The 21,104-nt window shown below is 68.8% G+C and carries 20 protein-coding genes and 1 tRNA gene; 7 read left to right on the top strand and 14 right to left on the bottom strand.

The window, feature by feature from the left end:
• Window positions 1-88 precede the first annotated feature (88 nt).
• The 5 genes from ACPCXD_RS21530 to ACPCXD_RS21510 form a co-directional block, all read right to left on the bottom strand.
• A complete protein-coding gene (locus ACPCXD_RS21530; RefSeq protein ID WP_016690972.1) occupies window positions 89-1,978 on the bottom strand; it encodes an ABC transporter ATP-binding protein in 1,890 nt (629 codons plus the stop codon).
• A complete protein-coding gene (locus tag ACPCXD_RS21525; protein WP_160876134.1) occupies window positions 1,975-3,702 on the bottom strand; it encodes an ABC transporter ATP-binding protein in 1,728 nt (575 codons plus the stop codon). The genes ACPCXD_RS21530 and ACPCXD_RS21525 overlap by 4 nt, the downstream gene beginning before the upstream one ends.
• Window positions 3,703-3,795: 93 nt before the next feature.
• Window positions 3,796-6,132, bottom strand: coding sequence for an MMPL family transporter (locus ACPCXD_RS21520; RefSeq protein WP_160876136.1), 2,337 nt, complete (start codon window positions 6,130-6,132; stop codon window positions 3,796-3,798).
• 86 nt (window positions 6,133-6,218) lie between these two features.
• Window positions 6,219-6,812 carry a TetR/AcrR family transcriptional regulator gene (locus ACPCXD_RS21515; protein WP_423661113.1) on the bottom strand — a complete coding sequence of 198 codons (594 nt, stop codon included), beginning with the start codon at window positions 6,810-6,812 and terminating at the stop codon, window positions 6,219-6,221.
• Window positions 6,813-6,908: 96 nt separating this feature from the next.
• Complete coding sequence (locus ACPCXD_RS21510) at window positions 6,909-7,373, bottom strand: RrF2 family transcriptional regulator (RefSeq protein ID WP_016690968.1); 465 nt, start codon at window positions 7,371-7,373, stop codon at window positions 6,909-6,911.
• 196 nt (window positions 7,374-7,569) lie between these two features.
• Between ACPCXD_RS21510 and ACPCXD_RS21505 the strand changes: the two genes are divergently transcribed.
• The gene (locus tag ACPCXD_RS21505; protein WP_423661112.1) at window positions 7,570-8,517 is read left to right on the top strand and encodes a sterol desaturase family protein; all 948 of its coding nucleotides are present in this window, start codon (window positions 7,570-7,572) and stop codon (window positions 8,515-8,517) included.
• Here the strand turns inward: ACPCXD_RS21505 and ACPCXD_RS21500 are convergent.
• Together ACPCXD_RS21500 and ACPCXD_RS21495 are read right to left on the bottom strand one after the other, a co-directional pair.
• Entirely contained in the window at window positions 8,498-9,184 is a 687-nt protein-coding gene (locus ACPCXD_RS21500) for a YceI family protein (protein ID WP_160876140.1), read from the bottom strand. The two genes, ACPCXD_RS21505 and ACPCXD_RS21500, sit on opposite strands and share 20 nt — an antisense overlap.
• Before the next feature lie 38 nt (window positions 9,185-9,222).
• Window positions 9,223-10,764 carry an MFS transporter gene (locus tag ACPCXD_RS21495; protein ID WP_160876142.1) on the bottom strand — a complete coding sequence of 514 codons (1,542 nt, stop codon included), beginning with the start codon at window positions 10,762-10,764 and terminating at the stop codon, window positions 9,223-9,225.
• A gap of 98 nt (window positions 10,765-10,862) precedes the next feature.
• Here ACPCXD_RS21495 and ACPCXD_RS21490 point away from each other — a divergent pair, with 98 nt between their 5' ends.
• Window positions 10,863-11,405, top strand: a complete 543-nt coding sequence (locus tag ACPCXD_RS21490) for a TetR/AcrR family transcriptional regulator (protein WP_026060897.1) — start codon at window positions 10,863-10,865, stop codon at window positions 11,403-11,405.
• Between the two features lie 63 nt (window positions 11,406-11,468).
• Here the strand turns inward: ACPCXD_RS21490 and ACPCXD_RS21485 are convergent, their stop codons facing one another.
• The gene (locus tag ACPCXD_RS21485) at window positions 11,469-11,963 is read right to left on the bottom strand and encodes a metallophosphoesterase family protein (protein WP_088899154.1); all 495 of its coding nucleotides are present in this window, start codon (window positions 11,961-11,963) and stop codon (window positions 11,469-11,471) included.
• 59 nt (window positions 11,964-12,022) lie between these two features.
• Between ACPCXD_RS21485 and ACPCXD_RS21480 the strand changes: the two genes are divergently transcribed.
• Together ACPCXD_RS21480 and ACPCXD_RS21475 are read left to right on the top strand one after the other, a co-directional pair.
• A complete protein-coding gene (locus ACPCXD_RS21480; RefSeq protein ID WP_423661111.1) occupies window positions 12,023-12,820 on the top strand; it encodes an SDR family oxidoreductase in 798 nt (265 codons plus the stop codon).
• Window positions 12,821-12,887: 67 nt separating this feature from the next.
• Window positions 12,888-13,508, top strand: a complete 621-nt coding sequence (locus tag ACPCXD_RS21475; RefSeq protein ID WP_423661110.1) for a hypothetical protein — start codon at window positions 12,888-12,890, stop codon at window positions 13,506-13,508.
• Here ACPCXD_RS21475 and ACPCXD_RS21470 read toward each other — a convergent pair.
• From ACPCXD_RS21470 to ACPCXD_RS21455, 4 genes are all read right to left on the bottom strand, one after another.
• Entirely contained in the window at window positions 13,462-14,265 is an 804-nt protein-coding gene (locus ACPCXD_RS21470; protein WP_088899156.1) for an alpha/beta fold hydrolase, read from the bottom strand. The genes ACPCXD_RS21475 and ACPCXD_RS21470 overlap by 47 nt on opposite strands.
• Window positions 14,266-14,515: 250 nt before the next feature.
• A tRNA-Ser gene (locus ACPCXD_RS21465) sits at window positions 14,516-14,606 on the bottom strand.
• Window positions 14,607-14,652: 46 nt separating this feature from the next.
• Window positions 14,653-15,129, bottom strand: coding sequence for a nucleoside deaminase (locus ACPCXD_RS21460; protein WP_006552538.1), 477 nt, complete (start codon window positions 15,127-15,129; stop codon window positions 14,653-14,655).
• Window positions 15,130-15,690 carry a tRNA adenosine deaminase-associated protein gene (locus ACPCXD_RS21455; RefSeq protein WP_202400029.1) on the bottom strand — a complete coding sequence of 187 codons (561 nt, stop codon included), beginning with the start codon at window positions 15,688-15,690 and terminating at the stop codon, window positions 15,130-15,132. It abuts the gene before it with no gap.
• A 48-nt stretch (window positions 15,691-15,738) separates the two neighbouring features.
• Between ACPCXD_RS21455 and ACPCXD_RS21450 the strand changes: the two genes are divergently transcribed.
• Window positions 15,739-16,701, top strand: a complete 963-nt coding sequence (locus tag ACPCXD_RS21450) for a prephenate dehydrogenase (RefSeq protein WP_419957095.1) — start codon at window positions 15,739-15,741, stop codon at window positions 16,699-16,701.
• Window positions 16,689-18,035 carry an amidase gene (locus ACPCXD_RS21445; protein ID WP_160876154.1) on the top strand — a complete coding sequence of 449 codons (1,347 nt, stop codon included), beginning with the start codon at window positions 16,689-16,691 and terminating at the stop codon, window positions 18,033-18,035. Before ACPCXD_RS21450 ends, ACPCXD_RS21445 begins: the two co-directional genes overlap by 13 nt.
• On the opposite strand, the gene ACPCXD_RS21440 is transcribed toward ACPCXD_RS21445, so the two are convergent.
• Window positions 18,032-18,631 carry a putative glycolipid-binding domain-containing protein gene (locus ACPCXD_RS21440; RefSeq protein WP_081314818.1) on the bottom strand — a complete coding sequence of 200 codons (600 nt, stop codon included), beginning with the start codon at window positions 18,629-18,631 and terminating at the stop codon, window positions 18,032-18,034. The two genes, ACPCXD_RS21445 and ACPCXD_RS21440, sit on opposite strands and share 4 nt — an antisense overlap.
• 87 nt (window positions 18,632-18,718) lie before the next feature.
• Entirely contained in the window at window positions 18,719-19,738 is a 1,020-nt protein-coding gene (locus tag ACPCXD_RS21435; protein WP_160876156.1) for a hypothetical protein, read from the bottom strand.
• 112 nt (window positions 19,739-19,850) lie between these two features.
• Between ACPCXD_RS21435 and ACPCXD_RS21430 the strand changes: the two genes are divergently transcribed.
• Window positions 19,851-21,011, top strand: a complete 1,161-nt coding sequence (locus tag ACPCXD_RS21430; protein WP_026061283.1) for a GIY-YIG nuclease family protein — start codon at window positions 19,851-19,853, stop codon at window positions 21,009-21,011.
• Window positions 21,012-21,104 lie beyond the last annotated feature (93 nt).

Raw genomic sequence — 21,104 nt, 5'->3', positions numbered from 1 at the left:
GTCCGCACCCCCGTCATGGCCAGAAGTGTCCCGCTCCGCCCGCGAGGACGGAATGGTTTGTATCAGGCCGCGCCGAAGTCTCCCGCGTTCACTCCACGAGTGCCTTGAACTGCGCGTCGTACAGCCTCGCGTACGCACCGGCCGCCTCGAGCAGCCCCTCGTGCGTGCCCTGTTCGACGATCCGTCCGTCCTCCATCACCACGATGCGGTCGGCGTTGCGGATGGTCGACAGGCGGTGGGCGATGACGAAGCTGGTGCGGTCGTCGCGCAACCGCGCGGTGGCCTGCTGGACGAGCAGTTCGGTGCGGGTGTCGACCGAGCTCGTCGCCTCGTCGAGGATGAGGATCGACGGCTTGGACACGAACGCCCGCGCGATCGTGATGAGCTGACGCTCGCCGGCGCTGAGGTTGCCGTCGTTCTCCTCGTCGATGATCGTGTCGTAGCCGTCGGGCAGGGCCCGCACGAAACGGTCGACGTAACTCATCCTGGCCGCGGACATGATCTGGTTCTCGGTCGCGTACGGGTTGCCGTAGGCGATGTTCTCGCGAATGGTGCCGCCGAACAGCCAGGTGTCCTGCAGGACGATGCCGATGCGCGAGCGCAGTTCGTCGCGGGACATCGAACGGATGTCCACGCCGTCGACGAGGATCCGGCCCGCGTCGACCTCGTAGAAGCGCAGGATCAGGTTGATGAGGGTGGTCTTGCCGGCGCCCGTGGGTCCGACGATCGCGATCATCTGGCCCGGTTCGGCCCGCAACGACAGGTTCTCGATGAGCGGCCGGTCGGGGGTGTACGAGAAGGCGACGTTCTCGAACTCGACGAGTCCGTGCCGGCTCCACGGCATCGTCGGCGCCGCGACCTCCGGTTCCTCCTCCGGTTCGTCGAGCACCGCGAACACCCGCTCGGCCGACGCCGACGCCGACTGCAGGAGGTTGACCATCGCGCCGATCTGCGCGAGCGGCTGCACGAGCTGACGCGAGTACTGGATCATCGCCTGGATCTCGCCGAGCGTCGCGGTGCCCGACGCGATCCGCAGACCACCGAGCACCGCGATGACGACGTAGCCGACGTTGCCGAGGAAGGTCACGAACGGCATCACCAGGCCGGACACGAACTGCGCGCGATAGGAGGCCTGGTACAGCGACTCGTTGGTGTCGGTGAAGCGTCGCTGCACCTCCGCGGTGCGGCCGTAGGCGGTGATGAGCTCGTGCCCGGTGAAGGCCTCCTCGATCTGCCCGTTGAGCTTGCCGGTCGTCTCCCACTGCGCGAGGAAGTGCTTGCGCGAGCGACGCGCGATCACTGCCGTCGCCACGACCGACGCCGGGACGGTCAGAATCGCGACGAGCGCGAGCATCGGCGAGATGAACAGCATCATCACCACGAGACCGAGCAGCGTCAGCACCGCGAGGACGAGCTGGGAGATGGACTCCTGCATGCCCGCGGCGACGTTGTCGATGTCGTTGGTGACGCGGCTGAGCAGGTCGCCGCGCGAATGCGTGTCGAAGTACCGCAGCGGCAACCGGTGGATCTTGCGTTCGATCCGCGACCGCATGTCGCGCACGACGCGCTGCACGATCTCGTTGAGGCCGTAGGCGGCGACCCAGATCAGACCGGACGAGAGCAGGTACAGCGCCAGGACGATGACGAGGATCCGGCCGAGGGCCGAGAAGTCGATGCCGAGTCCGGGCACCACGTCCATCCCCGAGACCATGTCGGCGAACTGGTCGCGGCCCTCGGCGCGCAGACCGGCGACGGCTTCGTCCTTGGTCTGTCCGGCGGGGAGCTGCATGCCCACCACCCCGTCGAAGATGACGTCGGTGCCGCGGCCGAGCACGAAGGGCGCCACCGACATGCTCACGACACCGAGGAAGGCGGACAGCAGCACCGAGTAGACGGCGTAGCGGTGCGGGTGGAGCAGGCCGAGCACCCGGCGGATGGTGCGCAGACGCGACGGTGCCGCCGCTTCCGGAGTCGTCATACCGTGGCCATCCTCTGCGACTCGACGATCTCCGAGTACGTCCGGCACCGGCCGAGCAGACCGAGATGCGTCCCGGAATCGACCATGACGCCGTTGTCGAGGACGACGATGCGGTCGGCGTCCTGCACGGTGGAGACCCGCTGCGCGACGATGAGCACGCACGCGTCGCGCGTCTCGGGTTCGAGCGCCGCGCGCAGGCGGGAGTCGGTCGCCGGGTCGAGTGCGGAGAAGGCGTCGTCGAACAGGTAGATGGCGGGCCGGCGGACGAGGGCGCGGGCGATCGCGAGTCGCTGCCGCTGTCCGCCGGAGACCGTGGTGCCGCCCTGGGAGAGAACCGTGTTCAGTCCGTCCTCGGTCTTGTGGACGAAGTCGGCGGCCTGCGCGACCTCGAGGGCGTGCCACAGTTCGTCGTCGGTGGCGTCGGCGCGTCCGTACCGGAGGTTGTCGGCGATGGTGCCGGAGAACAGGTAGGCCTTCTGCGGCACGACGGCGATGCGCGAGCGCAACACGTCGGTGTCGAGTGCCCGGACGTCGACACCCGCGACGAGCACCTGCCCGGCGGTGACGTCGATCAGCCGCGGCACGAGCCGCATCAGGGTGCTCTTGCCCGAGCCGGTGCCGCCGATGATCGCGGTGGTGGAACCGGGGTCGGCGCGGAACGACACCCCGCTGAGCACGGGAGCGTCGGCACCGGGATACGAGAAACCGGCATTGCGGAGTTCGAGGGTGACGCGGGTCGGGAGTTCGCGGACCGGTTCGGCGGGGGAGGACACCGTCGGTTCGGTGTCGAGCACGTCGAGGATGCGCTCGGCGCAGACCGCGGCGCGCGGAGCCATGATCGCGACGAACGACGTCATGAGCACGGCCATGAGGATCTGGGCGATGTAGGTGATCATGGCGGTAATGGAGCCGACCTGCATCGCACCGGAGTCGATGCGGTGGGCGCCCACCCACAGGACGCCGACGGTGCTCACGTTCGAGATCAGCAGCACCGCCGGGTACAGCACGGAGTTCACGCGGCCGACGCGCAGGGCGGTGGCGGTGAGGTCGTCGTTGGCGCCGTCGAAGCGGGCCTTCTCGGTCTCGTCGCGCACGAATGCCCTGATCACGCGGATGCCGGTGATCTGCTCGCGCAGCACCCGGTTCACCGAGTCGATGCGCTTCTGCATGACCCGGAAGCCGGGCAGCATGAGCGCGATGAGCGTGACCATGGTGAAGATCAGCACCGGGACGGCGACGACCAGCACGAGCGAGGTGCCGGGGTCCTGGCGGATCGCCATGATGACGCCACCGATCCCCATGATCGGGGAGGTCACGACGATGGTGCAGGTCATCAGCACCAGCATCTGGACCTGTTGCACGTCGTTGGTGTTGCGGGTGATCAGCGACGGGGCACCGAACGTCCCGAACTCGCGTGCCGAGAACCGCCCCACATTCCGGACGAGCGCGAGCCGCACGTCGCGGCCGAAGCCCATCGCGGCACGCGCCGCGAAGTAGACGGCACCGGTCGCGGCACCGACCTCGACGGCGCTGATGACGAGCATCAGCAGACCGGTCCGGACGATGTAGTCGATGTCCCCGGTCGCCACGCCGTTGTCGATGATGTCGGCGTTGAGACTCGGGAGCAGCAACATGCCCCCGGTCGCGACCAGCTGCAGGAGTACGACCCCCGCGAGGGCACCCCGATAGGGCGCCATGAAGCGGCGCAACAGCCGTAGCAACATGGGCATTACGCTACCTGCGACTCCCTGCAGCAATCCTCACGAACCACCCGGACGGCCACGTACCGTGTCGGGTACGTGGCCGGGCGGGGTTCGTCACACTCGTGCGGATTCCGGTGCGGGCTCGGTGGCGCCGAGCTCGCGGGTGAGCTTCTCGCCCTCGACGTCGACGTTCGGAAGGATCCGGTCGAGCCACTTCGGCAGCCACCACGCCTTGTCGCCGAGCAGCGCCATCACCGACGGGATGATGACCATGCGGACGATGAAGGCGTCGAAGAAGACCGCCGCCGCGAGTGCGAAACCGATCGACTTGATCAGCGAGTCCGGTTCGGCGATGAACGCCGCGAACACCGAGATCATGATGATCGCCGCTGCGCTCACCACGCGGGCGCCGTGCGCGAAGCCGCTGCGGACGGCCTCGAGTGCGCTCGCGCCGTGGACGTAGTCCTCACGCATACGCGTCACCAGGAACACCTGGTAGTCCATCGCGAGACCGAAGACGACGCCGATGAGGATGATCGGCATGAAGCTCACGATGGGCTGCGGGTTGGCGATCAGGCCGCCCCAGCCCTCCTGGAAGACCGCGACGGTGGCACCGAAGGTCGCCAGGACGCTGAGCAGGAAGCCGAGGGTCGCGGTGAGCGGGACCAGGATCGAGCGGAACACCAGCATCAGCAGGATGAAGGCGAGGCCGACGACGACCGCGAGGTACGGAGCCAGTGCGCTCTGGAGGCTGTCGGAGATGTCGCCCTCGAGCGCGGTCTGGCCGGTCACGCCGTAGGACAGGCCGAACTCCTCGTTCAATTCGGTCTCGCCGTCGCGGATGCTCTGGACGAGGTCCATCGTCGCGGGATCGGTCGGGCCGCTGCGCGGGGTGACGAGGATCTGGGCGGTGTCGCCCGCCTCGTTCACCGCGACGATCTGGGCGTTGACGACCTCGTCGTTCTCGTAGAGCTTGCCGACGACGGCACCGAACGCGACCGGGGCCTCCACGTCGGCGTCCTGGGTGTCGACGACGACGACCAGCGGGCCGTTGCGTCCGGGACCGAATCCCTCGTCGACCAGGTCGTAGGCCTTGCGGGCGCTGGTCGCCGGGTCGGAGGTGGCCTCCGACGGCAGGGCGAGGTTCAGTCCGGTGGCGGGCAGCGCGAGCGCGCCGAGGACGACCACAGCGGCAACCAGCGGGATGGCCGGGCGGCGCGTGATCAGACCGACGAACTTGGCACCCGCCTTGGGGGTGTCGTCGTCGGAACCGCGCTTGTTCAGGAACGGGATGCGTCCGGCGAAGGCCTTCTCACCGAACAGTCCGAGCACGGCGGGCAGCAGCGACACGGCGATGAGCACGGCCATGAGCACCGTGAACGCGGCGGCGTAACCCATGACCGACAGGAACGGGATGCCGACGACGCTCAGCGCCATGAGGGCGATGATGACCGTCAGGCCGGCGAAGACGACCGCGGAACCGGCGGTGCCCACGGCGCGGCCGGCGGCCTCGGTGCGATCCGCGGTGACGGTGAGTTCGTGCCGGAAGCGCGAGACGATGAACAGCGAGTAGTCGATCGCCACGGCCAGGCCGATCATGACCGCGAGCGTCGGGGTCATCGAGCTGAGGTCGGCGAAGCCGGAGGCGATGGTGATGCCGAGGCTGCCGATGCCGACGCCGACGAGTGCGGTGATCAGCGGAAGTCCGGCGGCGACGAGCGAGCCGAAGGTCAGGGTGAGCACGATCGCGGCGATGCCGATGCCGATGAGTTCGGCGGTGCCACCGGGCATGCCCATCTCGGCGGCGGCCGTACCGCTGACCTCGACGGTCAGGCCGGCGTCACGGCCGATCTCGGCGGCGTCGAAGATCTGGTCGCGCAGGGCCTGGTCGACGTCGGTGATCTCGCCCTCGAACGGGACGGTGACGAAGCCGACGGTGCGGTCGGCGCTCAGCGGCGACAGGGCCTGGGCGTCGGACAGCGCAGCCTCTTCGGGAGTGCCCTGCTGTGCGGCGACGGCCTTCATCTGCTCGACGAGACCGGCGTCGGCAAGGACCGGGTTCACCAGCGCGCCGGCCTGTTCCTCCGGCGAGGCGGTGGCGGGATCGACCTTGGCGGGCGGCGAGACGCGGTCGATGCCGCGGACCGCGGCGAGGACCTCGTCGACGGCGGCCAGGTTCTCCGGGTCGTCGAGCGTCTGCCCGTCGGGCGCGGCGAAGACGTAGCGCGCGCTGAGCCCGTTCATCGGGTCCTCTGTCGACGGGAACCGCTCCGCCATGAGGTCCTGGGTCTTCTGCGCGGGGGTGCCCGGAAGCGTGAACGCATCCGTGGTGGGCCCCGACAGGGTTGCTGCACCGACCCCGAAGAGGACGAGCAGCGCGATCCAGAAGGACAGCACTGCGCCCTTCCGTCTGTGGGCGAACTTGCCCAGCCGGTACAGGTAGGTCGCCACGGGGCACCCTTTCTATGTCGGAAGATCCTGCGGGGTCGGATGGTGGGGCGGAGACAGCGGTCGGGCGGAACTACGGAGAACCAGGGCTACGGGAAACCACGGCGGAGCCGGTCGAACGCCTCGCGGATGAGCTCTTCGACCGACCGGTCCGTCGTCCCGGTCGCGTGTGTCTCCATGGCTGCGCGCACTGCGCCCATGGCGGCGTAGTTCAGCAGTGAGGGGTACAGGTCGGAGTCGGGGTCGGTGCCGGTGCGTTCGGCGATGATCTCGACGAGCAACTGCGACGAGCGCCGCTCGACCTCGATCTGCCGGGACAGCAGCACATTGCTCTCCTCGAGCAGGGTGATGCACGCGACGATCTCGTCGAACGGCCAGGCAGGGTTCTGCACGACGTCCAGGGCCACCGTGAGCAGCGAGTCCATGATGTCCTCGTCGGCGGGACGATCGCGGAGCAGGTCGATCCACTCCTCGACCCGGGTCTCGAGATACGCGAGGACGGCGTCTTCCTTGCTGGCGAAGTAGTTGTGGAAGGTGCGGGTCGAGACGCCTGCGCGCGCTGCGATCGCATCGGCCGTCACGGCGGGCAGACCGTGTTCGCGGGCCAGTTCGGCCGCGGCGGTCGCGAGGGCCGCGCGAGTGGCTGCCTTCTTGCGGTCGCGCAGGCCCGGAGAGGTGGTCACTTCATCCAAGGTACCGATTTTGCAGAGCTCTGTAAGTTTGCAGAGTCGTGCAAAGTTATGACATCGCCCACACGCGCCCGAGGGCTATTGCGGGTTTCACACCCGGCGTCGCTCCCACGCTCCGGGATCCTTTGTGAGGTCCTCCACGAAACCCGGAAGATCTCCCGCGACGACGTCCGCGAGCGACACCTCCTCGAGCACGGCGCGCAGGTTCACGCGCACCGCGATCCACACGTCCTGCAGTCGTTCGGCCGCCCCGCTGTAGACGACGTCCTCGGGCCGCTCCCCGCGCACCGATGCCAGCGGGCCCTCGACCGTGCGGATGATGTCGGCGATGGAGATCTCGGTCGCGGGTCGCGCGAGCCAGTAGCCGCCTTCCGGTCCCCGCCGGCTGTTCACCAACCCGCCGCGGCGCAGGTCGGCGAGAACGGCCTCGAGAAACTTGTGCGGGATGGTCTGCGCCGTCGCGAGGGTCTCCGCCTTCGTCAGGCGACCGTCCTCGATCGCCGCGAGTTCGAGCAGGGTCCGCACGGCGTAGTCGACCCTCGCGGTGATGTGCATGCCATGCCTCTCGCGCTGCCTGATGTCGTCGACCGGCCCGTCTCGACGGGACGGGTCAATTCCTACCAGCAATACCGGACCACCCGGAATCGTGCGGACGCGAGTCGCGACCCGGGTCGCACGGCAGGGCTCTGGTGATCCATGCCACACCAGCGGTAACGTGGACGGTTGTTCACAGCTATCGGAGGTCGTTGCGATGTGGGAAACCCTGCAGGAATCGTGGGGGTCGCTGCTCGACCCCCTCCACGATCCGGTGACCCTGGCGATTCCCGCCTTCCTCACCTTCCTGATCCTCGAATGGATCGCGGCCCGCACCCTCGAACACGTCGAACCGGGCCCCGACGGACGCGCCCATCCCCCGCGCGGCGGCTACGAGAAGCGGGACGCGCGCGCGAGCATCTCGATGGGCCTGGTCTCCATCGTCACGAGCGCCGCCTGGAAGGTGCTGGCGCTCGTCGGATATTCGGCCCTGTGGGTCTACGTCGCGCCGTGGCACCTGCCCGCCGACGCCTGGTACACGTGGGTGATCCTGCTCGTCGGCATCGATGTCCTCTGGTACTGGTACCACCGGATGGCGCACCGCGTCCGCCTGGTCTGGGCGACCCACCAGGCGCACCACTCGAGCGAGTACTTCAACTACGCGACCGCGCTGCGCCAGAAGTGGAACAACAGCGGCGAGATCATCATGTGGCTGCCGCTCCCCCTGATCGGCATCCCACCGTGGATGGTCTTCGTCGGCTTCTCCGTCAGCCTCGTCTACCAGTTCTTCGTGCACACCGAGCGGGTCGGCAAGCTCCCCCGCCCGATCGAGTTCGTGTTCAACACGCCGTCGCACCATCGGGTGCACCACGGCTCCGATCCCGATTATCTCGACCGCAACTACGCCGGCATCCTCATCATCTGGGACCGGATGTTCGGCACCTTCAAGGCCGAGGACCACCGGCCCACCTACGGGCTCACCAAGCCCGTGGGCACGTACAACATCTGGGACCTGCAGACGCACGAGTACCGGGCGATCGCCCGCGACTGGCGTACGGCCGGCAAGTTCCGCGACAAGCTCGGTTACGCCTTCGGCCCGCCCGGCTGGGTGCCGAAGCAGACCCGCGCGGAGGAGACCGAGAGCGTCAGCTTTGCTCGAGCGTGACGAGGAAGTCGACGCTGCCCGCGCCGTCGACTGTCACGAATCCGAGGTTCGGCGGCTCGACGCCGTAATCCGTCCAGGTGGTGGGGATGCTTCCCGACGCCACGAGGCGCTCACCCGTACGCAGGACGTCGACGTCCACGGTCACGGGCCGTTCGGCGCCGCGCAGGGTGAGCGTGCCGGTCGCGGTGACGGAACCGATGCTGCCGTCGTCGGGCAGGGACGACAGGTCCACCGGCTCGGTGAGGGCGAACGTCGCCGTCGGGTGCGCCGCGGTGTCCATCACCCGGGTGCGGAACTGGTTGTCGCGCTGGCCGCTGTCGGTGGTGATGCCCTCGACCTGCACGACGACCTCGGCGGTCTCGAGGGTGCCGTCGGTGATGGTCGCCGAACCGGAGACCTGATCGGTGCTGCCCACCACGGTGACGTCGGCCCCGCGCAGGATCTCGTGCACGGTGTAGCCGGCGGCGGTGCGGTTGGGTTCGGCACCCTCGACGACGGTCCACTCCCCGTCGAGCTCACCGGTCGCGGCTTCGGCGCCCTCGGTCGAAACGGACGCGGCGGGTGCGTCGTCCTCGGCGATGAACGTCCCGTATACCCATGGGGCAACGAAGAAGCCGAGCAGCGCCACGACCACGACGGCGACGAGCGCCCACACCAGTTTCCGCATCCTGCAAATTTAAACGATGTCGGATTCCGCGTGGGGTGCTACGTCACGGGCGGCGTCGCAGCGTGAACCACGCGATTCGGGCGCAACGTGAACCACGCGATTCCGGCGGAGGCGATCATGAGGACCACGCCGATTCCGGAGGTGATGGTGACGCCGCTGTCGAACGCCGATCCCGCTGCGGCGAGCAGTGCGTCGGCCCGGTCGGCGGGCAGGGTCCCGGCCACGGCGTGGGCGCCGCCGAGTGTCTCGCGGGCGGCCTGCGCCTGTTCTGCGTCCAGCCCGGCGGGAAGCAACAGGTGTGCGCTGTAGGACGCGGACAGCACCGACCCGAGGATCGCCGTACCGAGCACGGCACCCATCTCGTAGGCCGTCTCCGACACCGCCGACGCGGCACCGGCCTTCGCGGGCGGGACGCTGGAGACGATGAGGTCGTTCGACAACGTCTCCGCCGCACCGATACCCGCGCCGAGGACCGCGAACGCCACGATGATCGGTGCGAATGCCGACGGTGAGGCCAGCAGGAACACCAGCGCGTAGCCGGTCGCCGAGAGCAGGAGCGCGCAGACGATGATCGACGACGGCTGCACCCACCGTACGAGCGCGACCACCGACATCCCGGCCACGACCATCACCGCCAGTCCCGGGACCAGGCTCAGTCCGGCTTCCATCGGGCTCTGCCCGAGCACCAGTTGCAGGTGCTGGGACACGAAGAACAGGAAGCCCACGAGGGAGACGACGGACAGCAGGTTCACCGCGACGGCACCGGAGAAGGTGGGCACGCGGAACAGACGGACGTCGAGCATCGGATTCGGGCGACGCAGCTGCCGGCGCACGAAGGCGACGAGCGCGACCACGCCGACCACGGCCGGGACGATGACGACGGCACCGACGCCGCTGTCGGCGATCTTCTTGATCGCGAAGACGATCGGGGCGAGGGCCAGCATCGACAGAGCGATGCTCACGACATCGATGCGGCCCGGATTGGGGTCCTTCGACTCGGGGACGAAGATCGGCGCGAGCACGAGCAACGGAATCAGCACGGGCACCGCCAACAGGAAGACCGAACCCCACCAGGCGTGTTCGAGGAGGAATCCGCCCACGATCGGCCCCAGCGCGGCACCCGCCGCGAAGCACGACGCCCAGATCGCGATGGCGAGGCGCCGCTGGGCGGCGTCGAGGAAGATGTTGCGCAGCAACGACAGTGTCGACGGCATGAGCATGGCGCCGAAGAAGCCGAGCACGCCGCGCGCCGTCACGAGCAGTTCCGCGGAGGGTGCATAGGCCGCGGCCACCGAGACGGCGGCGAAGCCGGTCGCGCCGACGAGCAGCAGCCGGCGTCGCCCGATGCGGTCGCCGAGACTGCCCATCGCCACCAGCAGGCCCGCGAGCACCAGCGGATAGATGTCGATGATCCACAGCTGTTGCGCGGCGGTGGGCTGCAGCGCGGACGAGATCCCGGGCAGTGCGAAGGCCAGGACGGTGTTGTCCACCGACACGAGCAGCACGGGGAGCATGAGCACCGCGAGGGCGACCCAGTCCCGAGCAGCCGCCTTCACCGCGGTGGGTTCCGAAACAGGCACAGATGTCGCCACGGATATCGAACTTTCGCGAGAGAGGAAACGAACCCCCGTTACTGTACCAGCTGGACGGTACAGTAACGAGGTCGTACGATCGGGCCGTGCCACCCGCCCCAGCCGCCCGCGCCAAACTCCTCGACGCCTTCGTGACGATCCTGCTCGAACAGGGCGAGCGCGCCGCGACCCTCGAGGCCGTCGCCGCAACCGCCGGCGTCTCGAAAGGTGGTCTGCTCTACCACTTCCCGTCGAAGGACGCTCTGGTCGAAGGTCTCGCCGAGCACGTCGAAGCGCTCGGGGCCGAGGACGTCGAACGCATGCGTGCGGCTCCCGAAGGGCCGGCGGCGTATTACATCCGCACGTCGGTCTTCGCCGACACTCCGATCGACCGGGCCATCGTCGCCCTGACCCGCCTGAGCCAGACCGCGAACCCGCGCGCCCAGCAGGCACTGCGTCATATCCACCAGGGCTGGTTCGACGCCCTGGCGGAGGAGGTCACCGATCCCGCGGCAGCGCGCGCGGTCGCGCTCATCGGCGACGGTCTCTACTACGGCGCCGCCATGTCGGGCGAGACGAGCACGACGCCGCCCGAGGACGTCGACGAACTCCTGAAGGTCGTGCGGAAACTGATCGGCCCGGGCGACTGAGTTCGGGGAGGTTGCGTGCGTCCGTTCGCGAAAATACGCACACAACCTCCCCTTCGATCGCCCTCACCCGAGCCGATGCAGTTCGACGTCGCGGAGCACGCCGTCGTCGATGGTCGCGGTCATGTAGGTGCAGTACGGCTGCCGACGCCGGTCGGTGGGTGAACCCGGGTTGAGCAGGCGCAATCCGCTCGGCGCGGTCGTGTCCCAGGGGATGTGCGAGTGGCCGAAGACGAGGACGTCGGTGTCGGGATAGGCCGCGGCCATCCGCTTGTCGCGCCCGGTCGACGCTCCGGTCTCGTGCACCACCGCGACGCGCACACCGTCGAGGGTCACCCGCGCGACCTCCGGCAACCGTTCCCGCAGGATCGGACCGTCGTTGTTGCCCCAGCACGCCACCAACTGCTGCGACCGTTCCTCCAGCGCGTCGAGCAGCGCCACGTCCATCCAGTCGCCCGCGTGGATCACCACGTCTGCGCGGTCCACCTCGTCCCACACCTGCGACGGCAGGTCGCGGGCGCGCGTCGGTACGTGGGTGTCGGCGAGCAGCAACAGACGCATGGTCCCAGTCTGCCGTGGGGTCACAGTGTGCCGCGGGCACTCACGGGTAACCACGACCCATGACCACTCCAGCTCACGACAGACTCGCCATCGTCACCGGCGCCGACTCGGGGACGGGCAAGGCGACCGCCGAACTGCTCGCCGCCGAGGGGTTCGACGTCGGTATCACCTTCCACACCGACGAGGCAGGGGCCGAGGACACCCGCGCCGCGGTCGAACAGCGCGGGCAGCGGTGCTTCGTGGCCCGGCAGGACCTGACCAGCCCGGACACCGCCGACGTGATCGACGAGCTCGCCGAGAAACTCGGCGGCCTCGGGGTGCTGGTCAACAACGCCGGCACCGGTCACCGCGACGAGGTGCTCGACCTGTCCTTCGAACGGTGGCGGGAGATGCTCTCCACCGACCTCGACGGCCCGTTCCTGTGCTCCCAGCGCGCCGCGCGACACATGATCGACTCCGGGCGCGGCGGCCGCATCGTCAACATCACGAGCGTCCACGAGCACGTTCCCCGTTACGGGGCCTCCGCGTACTGCACGGCGAAGGCCGGTCTCGGCATGCTCACCCAGTGTCTCGCCCTCGAATGGGCCCGGTACGGCATCACGGTCAACTCTGTGGCTCCCGGTGAGATCTCCACGCCGATGACCGGCATGGACGAATCCGAGGCCTTCCACGAGGAGCGGCCGGGCAACCCCACCGGGCGCCCCGGGCACGTCAACGAGGTCGCCTCCGTCGTCGCCTTCCTCGCGTCCCCACGCTCGTCGTATCTGACGGGCCGCTCGATCCCTGTCGACGGTGGTCTCATGTTGATGGCCGCGCACGGACACGACATGAACGACGGGAGTTGGCGCGAACTCTGACGACGACCGACCACCCATCCGCTAGCGTCCACAGGACCGGTGGTCGACTCGGAGTTGGGGGAACTGGATGCGCACGACACCGCCTGCGGAGCGATTCGGAGCGGGAACGGCAAGAGGTTACCGAGCGACCCATCGTCCCGAGGTGTGGGGAGCGCTGATCGGCGCGGGCGGCGCGTCGGCCTTCATGCTCGTGAACGGCGCCGCTCTGGGATCGCCGTGGACCGGGATCGTCGTTGCCGGGTGGGTCTGCGCCATCGTTGTTTTCGTCTGGGCCGTGCTGGTTCGGCCGCGGAGATTCGAGCAGTTGGAGCCGCCCTCGAAGCAGGCGTCGACGATCTATCTCGTGTCGGTCGTGGCAATGATCGTGCTGATCGTCGGTGGGGCACGGCTTCTCGCGTCGTTCGATCGTTCGGAACTGACGGTCGCGTGGGTGGTCTGCGTCGTCGGTGCGCACTTCGTTCCCTTCGCACGGGCCTTCGGCCGCGCGATGTTCCGGGTCATGGGCTGGGGAATGCTGGTGATCGGAATCGTCGGTCTGGCAGGAGGTCTCGCATCGCCTGCCGTGGCAGCCGTCGCCGGTGTCGCGGCGGGGCTGTGGATGTTCGCCGTGATGGTCGCCGACGCCGTCGGCCGACCTCTCGTCACCGGGCGTCGGCCCGACTCCACAGTTCCTCGAGCGCCTCGTTGACTCGTTCCGGCTGCTGGACGTGCGGGTAGAAACCGGGAACTTCGAGCAGTTCTCCCCCGATCCGGTCGGCGACGACCCGCGCCGTGACCGTCAGCGGATCTCCCGCCAGCCGCTTGTACTCGTCGGGTGCGCCCGCCCAGTCACCGACGACGACGAGCTTCGGCCACGGCGCCGCCGCGAGCGACTCGAGGGGGATGTCGGCGTCCCAGCACGGTCTCTCCCGCATCGACGTCGCCGCTGCGCGTAGTCGCTTCGGGGTGGGTTCCGCCGGCGGCATGCCGACGCTCTCCGTGATGAGACGCAGATAGTCCTCCGCAGTGAGCTCGGGCGGGAGCGTCACCTGGGACGCGCGAGCGCGGGCGAGGTTCTCGGCGACCACCGGTTCGCTCTCCGCAACCTTCAGGCACCCGGGCTGGATCAGGCACAGCGACCGCACCAGGTCCGGCCGTTCCACCGCCGCGAGCATCGCTGCGACCGCACCGTACGAATGTCCGACGAGATGGGCGCCGTCACCGAGCAGTTCGACGATGTCGGCGGCGTCCACCTCGTAGTCGGTGCGATGGGCCCCGTCGAGATCCGGCGAGTCGCCGTGCCCGCGGCGGTCCATCAGGATCAGCCGACGTGACGCCCCCAAGGGCCGCTGCCGACCGAATCCGTAGGTCTCGTCGTCTCCCCAGGCCAGCACCCCGTGCACGAGAACGGCCGGCGGGACGTCGGATTCGGCGGGTCCGACGATCGTCGAGCAGACGCGATCCACAGTTCCCCTTCCGATTGCGAGCATGCAGACGCGAACCTATCGGAAGACCTGGGCGGATGCAGGTAGCCCGACCCACACTCCCTCGGGCGCTTCGTCGACTCCGCAGTCCACTCGCAATCAAGTTCGCTATCCGCCACAGCAATTGCCGCGGCGGATAGCAAAAGCCGTAGCGGATGCTTCGGACCCCGGCCTTGGCGACCTGCAGGCATGAGAAAAGCCCCTCACCTGCACTAACAGGTAAGGGGCTCTCTGGCGGTGGCGGTGGGATTTGAACCCACGGACGGGGGTTACCCGTCACGCGCTTTCGAGGCGCGCTCCTTCGGCCGCTCGGTCACGCCACCGCTGACGACTCTAGCGGATTGCATGCCTCATCCTGAAATCGCCTGGTCACAGCTCCGAGGCCGGACCTCGGTGTTCCCGGAAGAACGCTTCGAGCACGGCCGCGCACTCGGCTTCGAGCACACCACCGCGCACTTCCGGACGGTGCGTGAGGCGCCGATCGCGCACCACGTCCCACAGCGACCCGACGGCGCCCGTCTTCGGTTCCCACGCCCCGAAGACCACCCGCGACACCCTGGAGAGCACCAGCGCGCCCGCGCACATCGTGCAGGGTTCGAGGGTCACGGCGAGGGTTGCGCCCTCGAGACGCCATCCGTCGCCGTAGACCTGCGCTGCCGCGCGCAGGGCGAGCACCTCGGCGTGCGCTGTGGGGTCGCCGGTGGCCTCGCGGGAGTTCGCCGCCCGCGCGATCTCGGTGCCGTCCGGTCCGAACACCACCGCGCCCACCGGTACGTCACCGGCGGGCGCGGCAGCGGCGGCCTCCAGCGCGACCCGGATCAATGCCTCGTCGTCGCGCAGCCCCATCTAACGGAGCTTGTCCAGGGTGTTGCCCAGGACGTCGTCGAACCCGAGTCGCTGGGCGATCTCGTCGAGCTGCTCGTCGGGATACAGGTCGGTCTCGGACAGGATCACCGAGAGCACCGGCTCGGGCAGACCCATGTCGGCCAGGATGCCGAGGTCGCCCTCCTCCCACGGCTCGATGTCGTCGAGCTCGTCGGGATCGATGTCGGGGATCTCGATGTTCAGCGCATCGAGGACGTCGGCGGCGATGTCGTAGTCGACGGCCATCGTCGCGTCGGACAGCAGCAACCTCGTTCCCGCAGGTGCGGGACGCACGATGATGAAGAATTCGTCGTCCACGTTCAGCAGACCGAACACTGCACCGGAGCTTCTCAGCTCCCGCAACTCGGTCACTGCGGTATCGAGACTCGTCAGTGCGGCACCGGACAACGCCCGGCACTTCCAACGACCTTCCTCCCGCGTCACGGCGACGGCGAAGCCGTCGAGGTCGTCGCTCGAATTCCCGGCGGTGTTCCCGCTCTGGGTCACGGAAGGGCTCTTGTTCCCTACACGCTGTGCAGCCATGGGCGCAACGGTAGTCGGCCATGTCCGGTGAATGAAGCCCAGCACGGGATATGCCAACCTGATGAGGTGTCCTCAGCCGTCTCTTCCCCGCCCGTCTGTGTCCTCGGCCTCGGTCTGATCGGTGGTTCGCTGCTGCGCGCCGCCGCGGCGACCGGAAGGCAGGCGTGGGGTTACAACAGGTCGTCGCAGGCCGTGGAGGCCGCCGTCGCCGACGGCTTCGACGCGTCCACCGACCTCACCGCGACGCTGCGTCGCGCCGCCGACACCGACGCCCTGGTGGTGATCGCGGTGCCGATGCCGGCGGTGGGCAGCATCCTCGAGGCGGTGGCCGAGCACGCCCCCGACGTCGCACTCACCGACGTGGTGAGCATCAAGGCGGAAGTGGCCGCTGCCGTCGCCGCTCACGGCCTGTCGCGGCGTTTCGTGGGTGGGCATCCCATGGCGGGTACGGCGGAGTCCGGCTGGACCGCTGGGACCGCCGACCTGTTCCGCGATGCGGTGTGGGTGGTGACCGTCGACGACGGCACCGATCCCGAGGTGTGGCGGCAGGTCGCCGACCTCGCGCTCGACTGCGGATCCGTCGTCGTGCCCGCCGAGTCCCGGGAGCACGACGCGGCGGTCGCACGGGTCTCCCACCTCCCCCACCTCCTTGCCGAAGCGTTGGCCCTGTCGGGCGCCGGAGGCGGCGATCTCGCACTCGGTCTCGCCGCCGGCTCCTTCCGGGACGGCACGCGGGTCGCAGCGACGGCCCCGCCTCTGGTGGACGCGATGTGCGAGGGCAACGCCGAGGCTCTGCTGGTCGCGCTGGACGAGACGCTCGAGGTGCTGAGGACGGCCCGGGAACAACTGGCCGACCGCAGCACCTCCGACCTCACCCGCGCCGGTCACGCGGCCCGGACCCGCTACGAACAGCGTCGTCGCGACCCCATCGTCGGCACGCAGCCCGGCGACGAGGGCTGGATCGAGACATTCCGCGAAGCCGGACGACGTGGTGGAGTGTGGACGCGATGAACCTCCGCGACATCGCCTCGGCGCTGACCACCGGCAAGACGACCCCGAGCGAGCACGTCCGCTCGGTTCTCGCCGGACTCGACGCCCTCGTCGGAACGCCTTGGGAGAACGCCGTCGCCGCCCGCAACGACGAGGCGGCACTCGAAGCCGCAGCGCTCGCCGACGAGCAGATCGCCGCCGGAAACTGGATCGGTCCCCTGCACGGTGTCGCGGTCGCGGTGAAGGACAACATCGACGTCGCCGGGTTCCCCACCCGCTGCGGCAGCGCGGTCCTCGCCGATGCGCCTCCGGCCCGGCGCGACGCTCGAGTCATCGAGAAGCTCCGCGAAGCCGGAGCCATCGTGGTGGCGAAGACCCATCTCCACGAGTTCGCCTACGGACCCACCGGGTTGATCAATGTGTCCGGCGCGGCCCCCCATCCCCACAACCCGGACCTGATCAGCGGTGGTTCGTCGTCGGGCTCCGCAGTGCTGGTCGCGAGGGGAATCGTGCCCGTCGCGCTGGGAACCGACACCGGCTGCAGCGTCCGCACCCCGGCGGCGCTGTGCGGGATCGTCGGATTCAAGCCCGGTTTCGGTGTTCTTCCCGAGCAGGGCGTGTTCCCGCTGTCGACGACCTTCGACCACGTCGGTCTGCTCACCGCCGACGCCCTGGACGCCTCGCTCGCATGGGGCGCGCTTCCGGGTATCGCGCACCTGCGCACTCCGGTCTCCGAACTGCGCATCGGACGCCTGCGGGGCGGCATCTGGGATCTGTCGCCCGTCTTCGACGAGGCCGTCGAGACGGCGTGCCGCACCCTCACAGATCTGGGCGCCCGCGTCGTCGACGTGGAGCTGCCCGAGACCGACGAGATGCTCGAGCTGTATCCCGTGGTCACCGGCTCGGAAGCGTACGAGACACATCGCGCCTGGTTCGAAGCCGACCCCGGCCGTTACCAGCCTCCGACGGCCGCCTTGCTCGCCGCGCAACGCGCCCGGCCGGCCTACGAGTACATCCACGCCGCCCGGGCGGTGGCGCGACTGCGTCACGACGTCGTGCACCGCCTCCGCACCGTGGACAAGCTCGACGCGCTGATCACCGTCACCACCGGCGTGCGTTCGGCGCCGCTGACGAGCGATCCCGTCGAGCTGCGCGCACCGCTGCTGCAGATGTGCATCCCGTTCAGCGTCCTCGGTGTCCCGGCCGTGTCGGTGCCGGCCCCGGACGGCGGGTCGTCGCCGGTCGGACTCCAGATCGTCGGCCTCACCGGCGGCACGCACGGGCACGGCAGCCACCCCGCCGAATCGGCCGCGTTCGCCGTGGCCATGGCGGTGGAGGCGTCGGGGCAGCCCTAGATTCGGGACGCGAGTCCTCGGTACTCGAGGACGAAGCCGTCCTCGTCGACGGTCACCGACGACGAGGAGCGCGGCGACAGTACGTGGATGCCGTCGGACGCACTGCTGTAGACGACCGTGGCCTCCTCGATGCTGAGATCGATGAGGTTGACGTAGACGACGGGCACCTCCACGTCGTCGGCTCCGGCCTGCAGGTCGTGCCGGCGGATGGGCAGGGCGTTGAAGAACGGGCTGAACACCACGTCGACGTCCAACGCCCCGCCGAAGGTGGACCGCTGATGGTTGATGCCGTTGTCGGACATCCAGATGCCCTCTTCGGACCGGGTGAGGGACATGTGCCGCTCACCCGAAGCGAGGGTGGTGCGCACCGACAATCGGCGGGTGACGCCGTTCTCGTCCGTCACCAGGTCGTACGACGCGCTGAAGGCCGGATGGTCGGTGCACTCCGCACCCACGATGCGACCGGACGCCTTGATGCGGCGGCCGGAGAGCTGTACTCGTACCGACTCCATCCGAGACACATCGGCCGCACGCCACGTGAGTAGCGCGGGCCAGGTCGACGCGGAACCGGTGGCGTCAGAGGCTGGGGTGCTCACGGTCTATACGGTATGCGACGAAGCGCACACGGTGGGCAGCGGCGCCGTGATTCGTCCGCCACGGTCTCGACACAAGTGCTCACCTGCTCACGCCGTGTCGGGCAGCGCCTCGTGCCGGGACACCTGACGCAGGTGGTGTGAGAACACGGACAGCGCAGCAGCACCCACGGCGACATTGAGCAACGCCCCGAACTCCTGCACGGCGAACTCGACCACGTCGACGAAGAAGACGGTGATCAACGCGGCCGTCCGCAGAGCACGCACCGCCCACCTCCGCCGGCGCCACAGGCCCACCGATCCCACCACGCACAACAGGACGGTGACACCGGAACCGACGAGCTGGATCACGGTCACCACGTCGCTCGTCCGCGCGGCGAGATCCTCCTCGAAGGTGGCGGCCGCGTTGATGAGGATGCCGACGGAGAACACGGTGAGCAGCGCCGCCGCGACGCGGACGCTGCGCTCACCCCGCAGCGGCTCCGGCAGCCGGAGCGACACCCACGAGAAGCGCGACGGCACCTCCCGGCACCGGGCGAGCAGGAGATCGATCTGTTCGACGACTTCGGGATCGACTCCGCCCTCCCGAGCGCGTTCGAGTTGCACTCGCGCCTGGTCGCGATCGGTCGGGGTCAGGCCGTGGGTGAGCCCGTCCGTCGCCGTGAGCGCGGCGTTGGCGAGATACTCGTCGGGCGAGGGCCCGCGACGGAGATGCACCGCTCGATTGACGACGAGCAGCAGCACGACCACCACGTACATGATCGCCACCGAGGGCCGGTAGAAGTAGTCGTTGGTCTTCGTGACGAACTTGCCGACCTCGTCGAGGAACAGACCGAACCCGATGCCGCCGAGCACCACCGCGATACGGTCGGGAGCCCGGCCGATGAAGGTCATCGAGACCATCAACGCGGCGACCATGAGCAGACCGCCCCACAGCACGTGAGCGATGTGCAGGACCGACCCGCCGACCTGCGGATAGCCCGTCAGGTGCAGGTACAGACGTGTGACGAGGATGGTCGCGACCGCGATGATCAGGAGTGCTTCGACCTGCGCGGACGACGCGGTGTCCCGCAACAATCGAGAACGGGAACGGGTCCGCACCGCTGTCATGGCACGCGAGCTTATCCCGCCCGGGTTCGCCTCGGGTTCTTCCTCCGGATTCGGCGGCGCGGCGCCTGCGCGGAGCGGCTCCCCAATCTTGTGTGTGGCCTAGAGTCGCTCTATGCGCACAGTGTGGACAGTTCCTCCGAACATTGCCCAAACTCTGCTGGAATCTCCCGAGATCCAGATGTTCCTGACCAGCAACGAGTTGCCGGATACAGCGGACGATCCACGCCAGAGACTTGCGGAGTTCACCCACGCGCTCGGCGCCCTCAGCCGTCACATCGGACGCACCTTCGGCTCCGTGGACGCAGCCAACCGCGAACTGTTCGGCGGGTCCGCCGGCAAGGTCCCCGTGGCGCTGCGCCTGACGGTCCTGCGTGCTCTCGTGAACCATGTCGAGGACCGCGCTCCCAGCCCGAAACTGCTTCCGAAGAACATCTGCGATCAGCTCGGCGCCTACGTCTACGCCCTGCTCGACCCTCGTGATCGGAGCATCTTCTACGTCGGCGCCGGACGCGGAAATCGCATCTTCACCCTCGTCTGGACGGCGCTCGGAGAGACCTCGAAGCTGACCGAGGCCGGTGAGAAGACACCGCTGGCCACACCCGAGACCGAGGCGGCTCTGCGGCGCATCCGAACCGTCTACGAGTCCGGCTACGCGGTGGAGCACTTCGTCGTCGCCGACGCGCTGAACCCGAAGACCGACGCCGACCACACCGCCGCAGTGACGGCCGAAGCGGTCATCGCGGCACTGGGACTGACCGAACCGCACCGCGGCGAATGCGTACTCACCAACCTGGCGGGTGCAACAGAGGAGTCGGAAGCCGACCGCGCCGCCATCCCGATCGCCGAGCTCGTTCGTCAGTACTCGGCCTCCCCCGCTCCCGAACTGCCGACGCCGTGCGTGGTGCTGCGGGTCAACGAGGCGAAGAAGGCGTCGCCGGCGGCGGTGCGCGAACTCGCGTCGAAGCCGTGGCCGGCGGGATCGGCAGCGCGTGGGATCGACGGGCTGCCCATCATCGTCGTCGCCGACAACATCGTCCGCGCGGTCTATCGAGCCACCGGGTGGGAGGCGGCCGCTCGCACGGAGGAGAACGGCGGCACGATCCTCTACCGGTTCGTCGGGGAGGCCGACGAAGAGCTCGAAGGCAAGTTCGTCAACACTCGCGTCACGCCGGACCGGCTGGGTCTCAAGCGTTGGCCGTCGCACGGTTGGGCTCCGCGTCTGACGCGTGCTCTGCCGCGGCCGGTCGCGCGTCCGAAGGCGCCGCGCCCCTGATTCTCCGGCTGCTTCCCGGTTCGTCTGCGAACCGGGAAGCAGCTCGTGCCGGTTCTCGAAAACCGTTGGGCCGGCACATTTTCTGCATACGAA

This window comes from Rhodococcus sp. AB351 (genome assembly GCF_049538275.1).
Taxonomy (GTDB): domain Bacteria; phylum Actinomycetota; class Actinomycetes; order Mycobacteriales; family Mycobacteriaceae; genus Rhodococcus.
The sequence above is the reverse complement of the archived record's forward strand: the minus strand, read 5'-3'. Positions and strand labels throughout refer to the sequence as shown.

What these genes read in the sequence shown, in the direction of transcription:
- ACPCXD_RS21530 (WP_016690972.1), bottom strand. Translation starts at nt 1,978, where the DNA reads ATGACGACTCCGGAAGCGGCGGCACCGTCGCGTCTGCGCACCATCCGC.
- ACPCXD_RS21525 (WP_160876134.1), bottom strand. Translation starts at nt 3,702, where the DNA reads ATGTTGCTACGGCTGTTGCGCCGCTTCATGGCGCCCTATCGGGGTGCC.
- ACPCXD_RS21510 (WP_016690968.1), bottom strand. Translation starts at nt 7,373, where the DNA reads ATGCACATCACCGCGAGGGTCGACTACGCCGTGCGGACCCTGCTCGAA.
- ACPCXD_RS21505 (WP_423661112.1), top strand. Translation starts at nt 7,570, where the DNA reads ATGTGGGAAACCCTGCAGGAATCGTGGGGGTCGCTGCTCGACCCCCTC.
- ACPCXD_RS21500 (WP_160876140.1), bottom strand. Translation starts at nt 9,184, where the DNA reads ATGCGGAAACTGGTGTGGGCGCTCGTCGCCGTCGTGGTCGTGGCGCTG.
- ACPCXD_RS21485 (WP_088899154.1), bottom strand. Translation starts at nt 11,963, where the DNA reads ATGCGTCTGTTGCTGCTCGCCGACACCCACGTACCGACGCGCGCCCGC.
- ACPCXD_RS21480 (WP_423661111.1), top strand. Translation starts at nt 12,023, where the DNA reads ATGACCACTCCAGCTCACGACAGACTCGCCATCGTCACCGGCGCCGAC.
- ACPCXD_RS21475 (WP_423661110.1), top strand. Translation starts at nt 12,888, where the DNA reads ATGCGCACGACACCGCCTGCGGAGCGATTCGGAGCGGGAACGGCAAGA.
- ACPCXD_RS21460 (WP_006552538.1), bottom strand. Translation starts at nt 15,129, where the DNA reads ATGGGGCTGCGCGACGACGAGGCATTGATCCGGGTCGCGCTGGAGGCC.
- ACPCXD_RS21455 (WP_202400029.1), bottom strand. Translation starts at nt 15,690, where the DNA reads ATGGCTGCACAGCGTGTAGGGAACAAGAGCCCTTCCGTGACCCAGAGC.
- ACPCXD_RS21435 (WP_160876156.1), bottom strand. Translation starts at nt 19,738, where the DNA reads ATGACAGCGGTGCGGACCCGTTCCCGTTCTCGATTGTTGCGGGACACC.
- ACPCXD_RS21430 (WP_026061283.1), top strand. Translation starts at nt 19,851, where the DNA reads ATGCGCACAGTGTGGACAGTTCCTCCGAACATTGCCCAAACTCTGCTG.